General features: G+C 74.5%; 14 protein-coding genes. 7 read left to right on the forward strand and 7 right to left on the reverse strand.

Annotated elements, in window-relative coordinates:
• Window positions 1-75: 75 nt before the first annotated feature.
• Window positions 76-894 (forward strand): class I SAM-dependent methyltransferase, encoded by an 819-nt coding sequence (locus tag ACF1BH_RS04655; protein ID WP_391640913.1) that lies wholly within the window; start codon window positions 76-78, stop codon window positions 892-894.
• A gap of 121 nt (window positions 895-1,015) precedes the next feature.
• Here ACF1BH_RS04655 and ACF1BH_RS04660 read toward each other — a convergent pair whose 3' ends face one another.
• Entirely contained in the window at window positions 1,016-1,882 is an 867-nt protein-coding gene (locus tag ACF1BH_RS04660; RefSeq protein WP_391640914.1) for a helix-turn-helix domain-containing protein, read from the reverse strand.
• A gap of 183 nt (window positions 1,883-2,065) precedes the next feature.
• Between ACF1BH_RS04660 and ACF1BH_RS04665 the strand changes: the two genes are divergently transcribed.
• Both ACF1BH_RS04665 and ACF1BH_RS04670 read left to right on the forward strand, forming a co-directional pair.
• Window positions 2,066-3,073, forward strand: a complete 1,008-nt coding sequence (locus ACF1BH_RS04665; protein WP_391640915.1) for an aldo/keto reductase — start codon at window positions 2,066-2,068, stop codon at window positions 3,071-3,073.
• 268 nt (window positions 3,074-3,341) lie between these two features.
• Entirely contained in the window at window positions 3,342-3,941 is a 600-nt protein-coding gene (locus tag ACF1BH_RS04670) for an RICIN domain-containing protein (protein ID WP_391640916.1), read from the forward strand.
• Window positions 3,942-4,077: 136 nt separating this feature from the next.
• Here ACF1BH_RS04670 and ACF1BH_RS04675 read toward each other — a convergent pair whose 3' ends face one another.
• The 5 genes from ACF1BH_RS04675 to ACF1BH_RS04695 form a co-directional block, all read right to left on the reverse strand.
• Entirely contained in the window at window positions 4,078-4,545 is a 468-nt protein-coding gene (locus tag ACF1BH_RS04675; protein WP_391641015.1) for an NUDIX hydrolase, read from the reverse strand.
• 53 nt (window positions 4,546-4,598) lie between these two features.
• Entirely contained in the window at window positions 4,599-5,816 is a 1,218-nt protein-coding gene (locus ACF1BH_RS04680) for a CHAD domain-containing protein (protein WP_391640917.1), read from the reverse strand.
• Window positions 5,800-8,094, reverse strand: a complete 2,295-nt coding sequence (locus ACF1BH_RS04685; protein ID WP_391640918.1) for an RNA degradosome polyphosphate kinase — start codon at window positions 8,092-8,094, stop codon at window positions 5,800-5,802. The genes ACF1BH_RS04680 and ACF1BH_RS04685 overlap by 17 nt, the downstream gene beginning before the upstream one ends.
• Window positions 8,095-8,421: 327 nt before the next feature.
• On the reverse strand, window positions 8,422-9,438 hold the full coding sequence (locus ACF1BH_RS04690) for an ABC transporter permease (RefSeq protein WP_391640919.1): 1,017 nt from the start codon (window positions 9,436-9,438) through the stop codon (window positions 8,422-8,424).
• The gene (locus tag ACF1BH_RS04695; protein WP_391640920.1) at window positions 9,435-10,508 is read right to left on the reverse strand and encodes an ATP-binding cassette domain-containing protein; all 1,074 of its coding nucleotides are present in this window, start codon (window positions 10,506-10,508) and stop codon (window positions 9,435-9,437) included. The genes ACF1BH_RS04690 and ACF1BH_RS04695 overlap by 4 nt, the downstream gene beginning before the upstream one ends.
• 137 nt (window positions 10,509-10,645) lie before the next feature.
• On the opposite strand from ACF1BH_RS04695, the gene ACF1BH_RS04700 reads away from it, so the two are divergent.
• Both ACF1BH_RS04700 and ACF1BH_RS04705 read left to right on the forward strand, forming a co-directional pair.
• Window positions 10,646-11,266, forward strand: a complete 621-nt coding sequence (locus ACF1BH_RS04700) for a GNAT family N-acetyltransferase (protein ID WP_391640921.1) — start codon at window positions 10,646-10,648, stop codon at window positions 11,264-11,266.
• A 142-nt stretch (window positions 11,267-11,408) separates the two neighbouring features.
• Entirely contained in the window at window positions 11,409-11,762 is a 354-nt protein-coding gene (locus ACF1BH_RS04705) for a hypothetical protein (protein WP_391640922.1), read from the forward strand.
• A gap of 79 nt (window positions 11,763-11,841) precedes the next feature.
• Here the strand turns inward: ACF1BH_RS04705 and ACF1BH_RS04710 are convergent, their stop codons facing one another.
• A complete protein-coding gene (locus ACF1BH_RS04710; protein WP_391640923.1) occupies window positions 11,842-12,213 on the reverse strand; it encodes a hypothetical protein in 372 nt (123 codons plus the stop codon).
• A 388-nt stretch (window positions 12,214-12,601) separates the two neighbouring features.
• Here ACF1BH_RS04710 and ACF1BH_RS04715 point away from each other — a divergent pair, with 388 nt between their 5' ends.
• Window positions 12,602-13,432: a Scr1 family TA system antitoxin-like transcriptional regulator gene (locus tag ACF1BH_RS04715; RefSeq protein WP_391640924.1), complete on the forward strand. Its 831-nt coding sequence runs from the start codon at window positions 12,602-12,604 to the stop codon at window positions 13,430-13,432.
• Complete coding sequence (locus ACF1BH_RS04720) at window positions 13,429-13,716, forward strand: DUF397 domain-containing protein (RefSeq protein ID WP_391640925.1); 288 nt, start codon at window positions 13,429-13,431, stop codon at window positions 13,714-13,716. The genes ACF1BH_RS04715 and ACF1BH_RS04720 overlap by 4 nt, the downstream gene beginning before the upstream one ends.
• Window positions 13,717-13,737 lie beyond the last annotated feature (21 nt).

Below are 13,737 nucleotides of genomic sequence, written 5' to 3' on the forward strand. Positions count from 1 at the left end.
GGGCGGGGTGCCGACTGGACGTGACGAGCGTGCCGCCGGACGGGCTTCCTGAAGACACCCCCTTAGGCTCGTCGTATGCCCCGCCGCTCCGCCGTCCCCGCCGCCGCCCGTCCCGTCGGGAACGCCACCCGGGGCACGACCAACCCGAACCGGCTGCGCCGGATGGACCGCTGGATCGCCGCCGAGCACGGGGCGGCGCTGCGGCGCAGCCAGGACCCGGTAGCCGTCGATCTCGGCTACGGGGCGGCACCCTGGACGGCGCTGGAGCTGCTGACGCGGTTGCGGACGGCCCGGCCGGATGCGCGGGTGGTCGGGGTGGAGATCGATCCGGAGCGGGTGGCGGCGGCCCGGCCGTTCGAGCGGCCCGGGCTGGAGTTCCGGCACGGCGGGTTCGAGGTGCCGCTGCCCGGCGCCCCGGGACGGGCACCGGCGCTGATCCGGGCGGCGAACGTGCTGCGGCAGTACGACGAGGACGAGGTCGCGGCGGTCTGGCGGCGGCTCTGTGCGCGGCTGGCGCCGGACGGGCTGCTGGTCGAGGGCACCTGTGACGAGATCGGGCGCCGCCATGTGTGGGTGGCGCTGGGTCCCGAGGGGCCGCGCACGGTGACCTTCGCGACCCGGCTCGCCTCCCTGGACACCCCGTCCGACCTGGCCGAACGGCTGCCGAAGGCGTTGATTCACCGCAATGTGCCGGGTGAGCCGGTGCATGCCTTCCTCCGCGACTTCGACCGCGCGTGGGCGGCGGCCGCCCCGCTCGGCGCGCTCGGTGCCCGGCAGCGCTGGCTGGCCGCCACCCGCGCCCTGGCCGCCGACTGGCCGCTGACCGGCGATCCGCGCCGCCGCCGGCAGGGCGAGGTCACGGTGGAGTGGGAGGCGGTGGCGCCCCGGGGGTGAGGCCGGGCGGGGCGTCCACCGCGTGCGGACCGGCCGCCCCCGGCGGGACGCCGCCGGCGTGGCCGCCGCGGCCCGGCACCGGCCGGACCCGGGCACCGCCCGGCTCTCACGCCACCCGTCCTCACGCCGCCGGAACCCGCTCCCCCGCCACCCTGCGGGCCAGCTCCCTCAGCCGGGCTTCTGTCAGGGAGCCTTCCTGAGCGCTGTAGGTGACGAGGAGCTGATCGTCCTCCACGGACAGGCGGAGGCTTTCGAAGGTGATGTCCAGGGTGCCGACCTCCGGGTGGACGAGGCGCTTCACGCCGTAGCGGCATTCGCTGACCGCCTGCGCCGTCCACACCCTGCGGAACTCCGGGCTGCGGTCGAGGAGTTCGCCGACGACGGTCCGGATGCGCGGATCGTCCGGGTGCCGTCCGCTCTCGGCGCGCAGGGCGGCGGCGGCCTGTTCGGTGACGCGTTCCCAGTCGGGGTGGAGGGCGCGGGCCGCCGGGTCGAGGAAGACCAGCAGTGCGGAGTTACGCCGCTCGGGTGCGAGGGCGGCGAGGTCGAAGCCGATCCGGCCACCCAGCGTGTTCCAGGCGAGGATGTCCAGGCCCCGGCCGAAGACCATCGCCGGGACCGCGCCGTCCATCGCGTGCAGCAGCTGCCGCACCTCCGGCCGCACGGTCCGGCCGGGGGCGTCCGGGCCCCGGCCGGGTGTGCGGCGGCCGTGGGAGGCGAGGTTGCGCAGGTACGTCGCCTCCCCGCCGGTCAGCCGCAGCGCCCCGGCGAGGGCGTCGAGGACGCCGTCGGAGATCGCGGGGGCGCGGCCCTGCTCGATGCGGGTGTAGTAGTCGACGCTGATGCCGGCGAGCTGGGCGACCTCCTCGCGGCGCAGGCCACGTACCCGGCGGCGGTGCAGCCCGCCGGGCAGCCCGAGGGCGTCCGGGTCGAGCGCCGCGCGGCGGGCCTTGAGGAACGAGCTGATCTCAGCTTCGGCAGACGGCATCCGTCCAGTATGCGGCGGGGTCCGCTCGGGTGGTTCTGCCGGACCCAGGTTGCGGCGGGTCTGGTGCCGCGGGTGGGCGGCCCGCAGGCTGAGGGCACCCGCCGCCGGACCCGCAGGGCCGGTGGGCAGGGCTTCCGCCGTGCGCACGGCCCCCACCCGCACTCTCCGCAGGAGGAGCAGCAGATGAAGCAGAGGACGCTCGGCGGCACCGGGATCTCCGTGAGCGAATTCGCGCTGGGCGCGATGATGCTCAGCCCCATGGGCGGCACCGACCCCGACGAGGCCGTCACGGCCGTCCAGCGGGCGCTGGACGCCGGGATCAATTTCGTGGACACCGCCGACATGTACGCGGCGGGTGAGTCGGAGAGGGTCGTCGGCCGGGCGCTCAAGGGCCGCCGCGACGACGTCGTCCTGGCGACGAAGTTCTACCACCCGATGGGCGACGACCCCAACCGGCGTGGCGGCTCCCGGCGTTGGATCGTCCGCGCGGTCGAGGAGAGCCTGCGGCGGCTGGGCACCGACCGCATCGACCTCTACCAGATGCACCGCCCCGACCCGGCCACCGATCTGGACGAGACGCTCGGCGCGCTGTCGGATCTGGTACGGGCGGGAAAGGTGCTGGCGGTGGGGAGTTCGACGTTCCCCGCCGAGCAGATCGTCGAGGCGCAGTGGGTGTCCGAGCGGCGCGGCCACGTCCGCTTCCGTACCGAGCAGCCGCCGTACTCGATCCTGAACCGCGGGGTGGAGGCGGCGGTGCTGCCGACCGCGCAGCGGTACGGCATGGGCGTGCTGACCTGGGGTCCGCTGGGGGCCGGCTGGCTGTCCGGGCGGGATCTGTCGGTGAGTTCGCGGGCGTCGCTGGAGACGCGGAAGTTCGATCTGTCGCTGCCGGGCAACGCCCGTAAGGCGGCGGCGGTGGCGGAGTTGAAGCAGGTGGCGGAGGAGGCGGGGATGTCGCTGCCGCATCTGGCGACGGCGTTCGTCCGCGCCCACCCGGCGGTGACGTCCGTGATCATCGGGCCGCGCACCCTCGACCAGCTGAACGGTCTGCTGGCGGGCGCGGAGGTGACGCTGAGCGCGGATCTCCTGGACCGTATCGACGCCATCGTCCCGCCGGGCACCGACCTCAACCCCGCCGACAACTACTACACGGCCCCGGCGCTGGCGGACGCGTCACTGCGGCGGCGGTGACGCGTGTGGGCGGGTGGCCCCGGACCGGCTCCGGGCGGGTGGCCCCGGACCGGCGGCCCCGGGCGGACGGCCCTCGGACCGGCGCCCCGGGCGGGGCTTTCGAATTCCTCCGCCGGAATTCGAACTCCTTTCACCCGCCCGGCCCGCCGTCCCGGCTCCGCCCGCGTCCGGGTGGAATTCCGCACTAGATTCGACCGGCGTCCGGATTCCGGGAATTTCCGGAGGAGAATTCCGGGCCCGCCGTGAATTCCGCACCCGGGAGAGACCGTTGACCCTGCCGCCACCACCGCGCCCCGCCCGCCCGACCGCCGCCCGGCCGGCACCCGGCCCCCGCACATCCCGCCGTACCGTCCGCGCCGCCGCCCTCGGGGCGGTCGCCGTCCTGGCCGCCGCCGTGCCCGGTGTCGGCGTCGCGGCCACCCCGCCCACGGCCACCGCAACGGCCACCACACCGGTCGTCGACGGCGTCTACACCCTCGGCCAGCGCGGCCAACGGGTGACGGAGCCGGACGGGGACCCCGACGCGCACGCCACGCTGGTGCCGCCCGCGGCGCAGCCGGACACGCAGCGGTGGGAGATCCGCTGCGACGACGGCGGCGACTGCACGCTGAGCAATGTGCGCAGCGGCGCGTTCCTCGGCCACCGCGGCGGGCCGGCCGCCCATGAGCCGGTGACCACGCGGACCGAACCGACGGCCTGGCATCTCGACCCGGCGGGCGCGCCCGGCACGTACCGGCTGCTCGCCGCCAAGGACCGGAATTACGCGCTGGACCTCTCACCGCTGCTCATTTATCCGCCCCGGCTGGAGTTGAACACCGCGGGCGGGAACAGCAGCCAGGTGTGGGAGATCCGGCCGGCGCATTCCTGAGCCGACGGCGGACGATCCCGGTCCGGGCCGGATACGGGCGGGTGGGCGCGGCCGGTGTGGCCGAGGGCGCCCGCCCGGGCCCAGGGGGGGCGCGCACCCCACCTCCGCGCGCCCCGCACCCCGCACCGCGCGCCCGTCAGCCCACCACCCCGGCTCCCCGCAACACCTCCAGCAGCGCGTCCACCAGCCCCCGGTCGCGTTCCTGGGTCACCCGGGCGCGGGCCGCCGCCGGGGGCAGCCACAGCAGTTGGTCGACCTCCCGGTTGGGGAGGAAACCGCCGCCGGTGGCCTCGGCGGCCCAGTAGCGGACCTCCTTGGGGCGGCCCTCGACGACGTAGTGGACGGTGGGCAGACGGGGGCCGAGGGTGCAGGTCATGCCGGTCTCCTCGACCGTTTCGCGGACTGCCGCCGCCCGGAAGCTCTCCCCCCGCTTCAGCTTGCCCTTGGGGTGCGACCAGTCGCCGTACTTGGGCCGCCCGACGAGCGCGATCTCCAGCCCGTCGCCGGACCGGGCCGGGCGCCACAGGACGCAGCCCGCGGCCCGGATCGGGCGCGCCCCCGGTGCGGCCGGACCGGGCGTCCCCTCGCCGCTCGCCGTCGTCATCTCGTCGCTCCTCCTGCCGGTCACGGGCCTCCTCGGGGCATCGGGCGCGGGCGTCAGCTCCAGCGGCTCTCGGGCGCGGGCCCGGGCAGCCACAGGCGGCTGAAGGCATGGCGGGCCGCGGCCACCTCATGGCGCTGGTCGGCGTGGAGGACGCCGAGCGCGTAGGCGGTGGCCGGGGCGATGCGGGGCGTCCGGGCGGCGGACGCCGCGGCGGACGCGGCCTCGGCGGCATCGCGGTGGCGGCCCAGCGCCCGCCCGGCCTCCGCCAGCCGCGGGTCGGCGCGGCCCGGCGCGACGACCTCCTGGGCGTAGCGGCTGAGCCGGACCAGCGTGCGCACCTGGTGCCAGGGGGCGTCCTCGCGGTGCTCGGCGGAGAGCGCGTCGGACGGGTGGGCGTGTCCGGCGCGGGCCGACGGCAGCGCGGCGACGGCCTCGGCGAGACGGCGGTGGGCGTGCTCGGCGAGCGGCTGGAGCGCCCCGGTGGCCGGGGCCGTCCCGGCGGCGCGGGCCGGTGGCGCCTCGGACGCCAGGACCGCGACCGCGTCGGCGAGCGCGTGGAAGCGGGCGGAGCCCAGCGCCTGGAGGGCGGCGGAGTGGGCGCGGCTGCGGGCCAGGGTGAGCTGGCGGTCGAGGAGGGCGGCGGCGCGTGCGGCGCCCGCCGACAGCAGCCCGTCGCCGTCCGCCTCGCCCGCCGCGTCGGCCGGCTCCGTTCCGGTGCCGGTGCGGCCGCGCGCCGGTGCGGCGCCGCGCCCGGCGGCCGTACGGTCCCCGCGCCCGGTGCCGCGTCCGGCGGGCTGGGGCCGGTCGGGGCGGCCGGTGAGACGCTGGAGGGCGGCCATCAGGCGGTCGCGGCGGTCGGCGAGGGCGTGCTCACGGGCGAGGGCGCCGGACAACCAGCCCAGTTCCGCGCGGAGTTGGTCGGCCCACGCCTCCTCGGTCAGCGGCCGGAAGGTGTGCAGGGTGGCGCTGATCCGGCGGGCGGCGCGGCGCAGCTGCCGGGCGGCGTCCTCGGCGGCGTCGGCGTCCGAGCCGCTCTCGCGGTGCTGCCGCAGGCTGCGCAGGAAGTCCGCGGACCGGTCGTGGAGGTACGCGGCGAGGGCCTGCCCGGCGGTGGCCCCGTCGGCCGGCGCCCCTTCGAGGGAGCCCCCGTACGGGCCGGGCCCGTCCACCACCGCGGCCCGTGTGCCGCACCCCGGGCCGGGCCCGGATCCGATACCGATGCCGATGAGACCGCCCGGCCCCCCGGCCGGAAGGTCAGGTCGCTGGGCCACGCCGGCGCCTCCGCGCGTCGATGAGCATTTCCTGTACGTTGCGCAACGGCTTGCCGTCCGCGTCGACCGCGTTCCGGGTCCAGTCGCCGTCGGGGCCGAGGTGCCAGGACGAGGTGGCGTCCGAAGTCCCGGTCTCCAGCAGTCTGTTGAGGGCGGCGCGGTGCGCGGGGTCGGTGACCCGCACCAGCGCCTCGATCCGCCGGTCGAGGTTACGGTGCATCATATCGGCGCTGCCCAGCCACACTTCGGGCTCGCCGCCGTTGCCGAAGGCGAAGACCCGGGAGTGCTCCAGGAAGCGGCCGAGGACGCTGCGGACCCGGATGTTCTCGCTCAGCCCGGGCACCCCGGGGCGCAGCGCGCAGATGCCGCGGACCCATACGTCGACGGGTACACCGGCCCGCGAGGCGCGGTAGAGCGCGTCGATGACCGCCTCGTCGACGATGGAGTTGACCTTGATGCGGACGTAGGCGGGGCGTCCGGCGCGGTGGTGGGTGATCTCCTTGGCGATCCGCTGGACCAGCCCCTCGCGCAGGGAGCGGGGGGCGACCAGGAGGCGGCGGTAGGTGCCGCGCCGGGAGTAGCCGCTGAGCCGGTTGAAGAGGTCGGAGAGGTCCGCGCCGACCTGCGGGTCGGCGGTGAGCAGGCCGAGGTCCTCGTAGAGCCGGGCGGTCTTGGGGTGGTAGTTGCCGGTGCCGACGTGGGCGTAGCGGCGGAGCGTTTCGCCTTCCTGGCGGACGACGAGCGACAGCTTGCAGTGCGTCTTGAGGCCGACGAGCCCGTAGACGACGTGGCAGCCGGCCTCCTCCAGCTTCCGCGCCCAGGTGATGTTGGCCTGCTCGTCGAAGCGGGCCTTGATCTCGACGAGGACGAGGACCTGCTTGCCGGATTCGGCGGCGTCGATCAGCGCGTCCACTATCGGCGAGTCGCCCGAGGTGCGGTACAGCGTCTGCTTGATCGCCAGCACGTCCGGGTCGGCCGCCGCCTGTTCCAGGAACGCCTGGACGGAGGTGGAGAACGAGTCGTACGGGTGGTGCAGCAGCACGTCGCGGGCGCGGACGGCGGCGAAGATGTCGGGCGCGGAAGCGGACTCGACCTCGGCGAGGTCGCGGTGGGTCCCGGCGACGAACTTGGGGTACTTCAGCTCGGGCCGGTCCTGTGCGCCGATGCCGAAGAGTCCGGTGAGGTCGAGGGGGCCGGGCAGCGGGTAGACCTCGGCCTCGGAGATCTTCAGTTCCTGGACGAGCAGGTCGAGGACGGACGGGTCGATGGACTCCTCGACCTCCAGCCGCACCGGCGGCCCGAAGCGGCGCCGCATCAGCTCCTTCTCCAGCGCCTGGAGGAGGTTCTCCGCGTCGTCCTCCTCCACCTCCAGGTCCTCGTTGCGGGTGACCCGGAACATGTGGTGGGCGCGGACCTCCATCCCCGGGAACAGCTCCTCCAGGTGGGCCGCGATGACGTCCTCCAGCGGGACGTACCGCTGCGGGGACGCCTCCAGGAAGCGGGAGAGCAGCGGCGGGACCTTGACCCGCGCGAAGTGGTCGTGGCCGCTGACCGGGTTCCGTACGACGACGGCGAGGTTGAGCGAGAGGCCGGAGATGTACGGGAAGGGGTGCGCGGGGTCGACGGCCAGCGGGGTGAGGACGGGGAAGATCTGCTGGCGGAAGAGGGTGAACAGGCGGGCCTGTTCCTTCTCGGTCAGCTCGGGCCAGCGGATGAGGTGGATGCCCGCGTCGGCGAGGGCGGGGGCGACGTCCTGCTGGTAGCAGGCGGCGTGCCGGGCCATGAGCTCGCGCGAGCGGGTCCAGATGAGGTCGAGGACCTCGCGGGGCTGGAGCCCGGAGGCGGAGCGGGTGGCGACGCCGGTGGCGATGCGGCGCTTGAGCCCGGCGACGCGGACCATGAAGAACTCGTCGAGGTTGGACGCGAAGATCGCCAGGAAGTTGGCGCGCTCCAGCAGCGGGGTGGCCGGGTCCTCGGCCAGCTCCAGCACCCGTTCGTTGAACGCCAGCCAGCTGCGCTCACGGTCGAGGAACCGCCCCTCGGGCAGCTCCTCGCCGCCCGCCCCGGGGACGGCGGTCTCCTCGTACTCGTCCGGGTCGGAGTCCAGATCGGGCGCCAGCTCCGGGACGGACGGGGCGACCGCGTTCGGGCGGTGGGCCGCGATGGCACCGACCGACGGCTGGGCCGCGGGGCTCCGGTCCGGCAACGCCACGGCGGGCCGGGACGGGGCCGGCTGCCCGGTCTCGGTGGGGACCTGAGCGCTCGGCTGCTGGTTCATGTCCCCATTCTTCCGCGCCTGGTGCGTTCCAGGCGCGTCGGACGGGTACGCGGCGGAGAGCCGTGGTGGGGGAACGTTCGGCACAGCGGGCTGCATTCACCGATGCTCGCAAGCGCGTCTGAATCACCGGTAACGCGAACGTGGCGACCAGGCAAGCGGGGCGCTACCGAGCAGGAACGGAGTGGGGTGAACGGGGGCGTACGGGGCCCGCCGGGGCGGCGGAATCCGGCCCGCGCGCGGGGCGCGCGACGCCCCCGGAACACGCGACGGCGCCCGGTCCGTCCGTGGGGAACGGGCCGGGCGCCGTCGCGCCGCGGGCGGGGCCGGTCAGCCGAACTGCCGCCGGACCACCCGGTAGATCACCGCGGTCACCACCGCGGCCAGCGCGAGGGCGATGCCCGCCTCGATCCAGGCGAGCGGCCAGTGGTGGGCGGCCGGGTGCTGAACGATGTACGAGCCGCCGTCGACGTGGTGGGAGAGCAGGCACTTCTCCACGCCGGGCCCGGCGGAGCAGGTGCCGCGGGGCAGGTGCTCGCCGCTGGTGGTGAGGCTGCCCTCCCACAGCACCCAGGAGTCGTCCGGCACCCTGCCGCCGTGCGGGAAGTCCGTGGTCACGGACGGCAGCAGGTACTGCCTCGCGTTCATGAACACCAAGGTCAGGGCGGCGGAGACACCGAGGGTGAGGACCATGGCCACGATGGTCCGGCGGAGCAGCAGCCCGACCAGCGTGCCGGTCGCGAGCATCAGCAGGCTCTGGGCGACGGGCACCGGCCCGAGCGCCATGAACCCGGAGTCGGAGTACCAGTACGCGCCCAGCGTCTCCTGGCCGCCGGAGCGCCACATCCACAGGTAGCCCGCGGCGAGCCCGGCGGCGGTGACGGCGGTCAGCACGGCGGGCAGCGCCAGCTTCGCGGTCAGCCAGCGCAGCGGCCCGACGGACTGGGTCAGCGCGACCTTGTGGGTGCCGCTCTCCAGCTCCCGGGCGAGCAGCGGCGCGCCGACGAACAGGCCGATCAGCGCGGGCAGCAGCACCAGCAGCAGCTGTCCCAGGCGGAAGGTCTTGCCGTACCCCGCCCGGAAGTCCTCCACCGCTCGCTGGAGGCCCTCGCAGCGCGGGCTGGGGGAGAAGAGCGCGCAGCCCGCGATGTCGTGCTGGGCGAGGTACGCGGTCATCGAGGCGCCCTGCACCACCATCCCGATGCCGCCGGCCAGCAGCAGAGCGAGGAGGCCGAGCGCCACGCCCCGGTTCTGCCGCCACACCAGCCACAGCAGACCGCCCCGCCGGCTCGTCCCGGCGGTGCGTCCCGCCGCCCCCGCCGTCCGGGGTTCCGTCGCCGTGCTCATACCGTCACTCCTTCGTTGCCGTGCAGTTCCCACCTGTGTCCCGGGGGTCCCCCGCCGCTCTGCCGCCGTCCGCGCGGGACACCGGACAGCAGCGGCCCCTGGGCCGTCCGGAACGCCGCGCCGCCCCGGGGCGCGCCCCCGTTGCGCGGCAGCCCCGGCACGCCCGGCCGCTGCCAGAGCCGCGGGCCCGCCGGTGCGCCGCCGGGCGCGGGCGGGGCGGGCGCCCCGGGTGAGCGGAGATAGCCGAGCAGCAGCTCCTCCAGCGACGGTTCGGCGGCCTCCCAGGGCCCGTCGAGCGCACCCTGCCGCCGGACCAGCGCGGTGTAGCGCCGCCCCGACCACTGCGCGTCGACGACCGGATGCGCGGCGAGCCCGGCGGGCAGCGTCCCGGGCCGGGCGGCGGTGCCCAGCAGCAGCGCGTGCGCGGCGATCACGCCGTCGACCTCACCCGCCAGCCGGACCCGGCCCTCACCCAGCAACAGCAGGTGGTCGCAGATCCCGTCCAGCTCGGCGAGGGCGTACGAGGAGAGCACGATCGTGGTGCCGTGCACCGCCGCCTGCTCCATCAGCTGGGCGGCGACCTCGTGCCGGGCCAGCGGGCCGAGTCCGGCGAACGGCTCGTCCAGCAGCAGCAGTTCGGGCCCCTTCGCGAGCGCCTGCGCCATCGCGAAGCGGGCGTACCGCTCCGCCGACAGCTCCCCGACGCGCGCCTGGAGCGGCACCCGTCCCGCCTCCAGCACCCGCTCGGCGCGCGCCGCCTGCCACGGCCCGTCGTGCCGGGCGCGGGCGTACCGCAGCGCCTCGGAGACGGTGCGCCAGGGCCGGGTGACCCGCTCGCGGCCCAGGTACGCGACCCGGCCGCGGCCGTCCGCCGTCCTGGGGTCGGCGCCGAAGACGCGGACGGTTCCCGCGTCGGGGCGCAGGAGTCCGGCGGCGAGGGAGAGGAGGGTGCCGGTGCCCGCGCCGGGCGGTCCGGCCAGCGCGCAGATGCGTCCGGCGGGCAGCCGGAACGTGCAGTCCCGCAGCTCACCGTGGTGCCGGTGGCGCCTGCCGAGACCGGTCGCCTCCATCGCCGTACCCCTCGAAGCGTCGCCGAGGGGGCCACTCGTCGCCCGCCGCACCCGCACACCCCATTCCACTAATTAAGTAGTGGAAGAGTGGGGGAAAGGGGCTGCACCTGTCAACCTGAACGCTCTACGCTCCCCCGATGCCGACCTCTCCCGCACACTCGCCGCTCCCCTTCACCCCGCCGAACCCGCTGCGCACCGCGCGCCTCGACCTCCGCCCGGTCACCGACGACGACTTCGCCGCCATCCACGCCTACCAGCGCCTCCCCGAGGTCTGCCGGTACCTCTACTGGGGCCCGCTCGACGAAGCCGGGTCCCGCGACTCCGTCGCCAAGAAGACCGCCCGCACGACGCTGCGCACGGAGGGCGACGTCCTCCAGCTCGCCGTCGTCGTCCGCGAGACCGGCACCCTCGTCGGCGACGTCACCTTCGTCTGGACGAGCGCCGCCCACCGCCAGGCGAGCATCGGCTACGTCTTCCACCCCGCCCACCACGGCCACGGCTACGCCACCGAGGCGAGCCGCGCCCTCCTCGCCCTCGGCTTCGACCACCTCCGCCTCCACCGCATCCAGGCCGAGTTGGACGGCCGCAACACCGCCTCCGCCGCTCTCCTCGAACGCCTCGGCATGCGCCGCGAGGCCCACCACGTGGAGAACGAATTCCTCGACGGGGAGTGGACCGACGAGGTGGTCTACGCGATGTTGGCGCGGGAATGGGAGGCGCTGCGGGCGCCGGCTCCGGAGGCCGCGCCCCGCGTCTGAACTGCGGAAACCAGCCGGGCAGGTCCCGGCCGGGTTCCGGGGCGACCCGCACGCCGGTGACCGCGGCGCCGGTTCGGGATGATCCTCCGGAAACCCTCAAGCAGCTTGTCGCACACGGAGCACAACCGTCACGATTGACCCCATGGCACCCTTTGCAGGACTGAGCGGAAAGAAGCACAGCGGACAGAAGCACGACGTCGTGCCGGTCATCCGGGACGCGGACGTGATCACGGCGGCGCTGCGCCAGGCACTGGCCGACGCCCCGCCCGAGGAACGCCCCGGCCTGGAACGCGCCGCCGCACTCGCGGAGTCCACCGCCGCGGCCACCGAGTCCCAGCTGCGCGCCCGCTGGGTCCGCTCCCGGCTGACTGCCGCCGGCTTCACCGGAGCCGTCGACTCGGTCGCGGCGGTCAAGGCCCTCCGCCAGGCGGAGCCGAAGCTGACCCTGCTGGCAGCGGTCGAACTGCAGAAGGACGCCGTGAACCATCCGGAGTGAATCCGCCGGGGCCGGGCCCGTCGAGCGCGCCCGGCGAGGCGTTACGCGGCGGCCGGCCTTCGACCGGTCCGGTCCGGCGTTACGCGGCGGATGCGCCCGGGGTGGCCGCCGGGCCGGGCACGGGCGCCCGGCCGGGCGCAGCCGCCGGCCCGCGGGCTTCCGCCCCGGCCCCCGCCGCCCCGCCGATCTCCGCCGCCAGATCCACCACCGTGCACCGCCGCAACTCCACCACCAGCTGCGACGCCAGGAACCACGCCGCGTGCGGATGCCTGTACGGCAGGACCCCGTCGTCCGACGCGGCGGCCAACCCACCGCCCCGGCCCGGCGCGTGGAACCCGCCGTACACCCCGCGCACCCGCGCCTTCCGCACCCGTACGGCGACCGGATCGCCCAGCTGCGGACAGTGCCGCACCGCGACCGCCGCGCACCCCACGCAGACCGGCGGCTTCATCCCGTACGCCCCCTCAGGCCACCCCGGCGCCCGGCCCTCCTGCCGGGGCAGCAGGAACAACACCCCACGCCCGCCACCTCGTCCCGGTACGCCGGCCCCGCCCCGTCCCGCCCGCACCGTCAGCGAACGCACGGCCACCCGCTCCCCACTCCAGGCGGTGATGTACGGAACGGGCACCTTGCCGTGTCCTCCGGAATGCAGCATTGCCTTCGGCCTCCTTGCCACGAGGTTCGAATCCCACTCCCGGGTGAAGTCGGCCCGAGATGTGCTCAGTTGGTCACCTGGGGAACGCGGCGGGCAATAAAGGCGCACCCATTGAACCGGCGGCATTCAAGTTTGCTGCCGATGTCTGTGCCGGCGTGCGCCCACATGAGGAGAGGCCACAGCGTTGGACGAGACCACCCCACCCGAGCACTTGAATCCGCTGCAACGCTTCGGCCGCGACGTCAGAGAGGTACGTCTGGCCCGCAAGCTCACCCAGAAGCACCTCGCCAACTCGACGGGCTACTCCGACGGCTACGTGAGCAAGGTCGAGTCCGGCACGCTGCTGCCCAGACCCAGCATGAAGTTCGCCAAGGGCTGCGATGTCGCCTTCGGCACCGGCAAGTTGTTCACCGGAATGCTGGAGCGGATCGAGGAGGGCGACCACCCGAGCTGGTTCGTCCCATACCTGAACCTGGAGAAGAAGGCGACGCGGATACTGGATTACTCGGCGAACCTCGTGATGGGGCTTCTCCAGACGGAGGATTATGCGCGGGCGGTGTTCCTCTCGCATCACTCCCAGGAGGCATCCGAGGCGATCGAGGGCAAGACCGCCGCACGAGTTCGCCGCCGTCAGATCTTCGAACGGGAGAAGCCTCCGCTCCTGTGGAGCATCATGCACGAGTCATGCCTACGCACGGTGATGGGTAGCGCCGAGGTCATGGCTGGCCAGCTCGCATACCTGCTGGAAGCCGCTGAGTCGCCGTACATCACGCTCCAAGTGATGCCGTTCCCGGCAGGCGCCCCAGCCGCCTCCACGAGGCCGTTCACCGTGTTGCGTTTCGACGGCTCCCCCGCGGTCCTCTACACGGAAACGCGGGTAGGAGGCAGTTTGCATGACTCCGCACAAACGGTCGAAGCCGCCATCGATGACTACGATCTGTTGAGGGCGCACGCGTTGTCCCCGGACGCATCCCTGGACTTGATCAAAACCGTGCTGAAGGAGTACCGAGCATGAGCCCCGACGTCGATCTCACCGCCGCAGAGTGGGTCAAGTCGTCGTACAGCGACGCCAACGGCGGCCAATGCGTCGAGTTCTCCCGCACCTTCGCCTGGGTCAAGTCGTCCTACAGCGAGGGCAACGGCGGGGCGTGCCTCGAATTCGCGCCCGCCGCGCAGGCGCACGGCATCGTCCCCGTCCGCGACAGCAAGAACCCCGACGGGCCCGCACTGGTCTTCCCCGCCGGGCACTGGACGGCGTTCATCAAGGCCCTGGAGGGCGGGGAGTTCAGGGCCATCTGATCTCTCGGCGCCGGGGCGGCG

This window comes from Streptomyces sp. NPDC014733 (genome assembly GCF_043083385.1).
Lineage (GTDB): Bacteria > Actinomycetota > Actinomycetes > Streptomycetales > Streptomycetaceae > Streptomyces.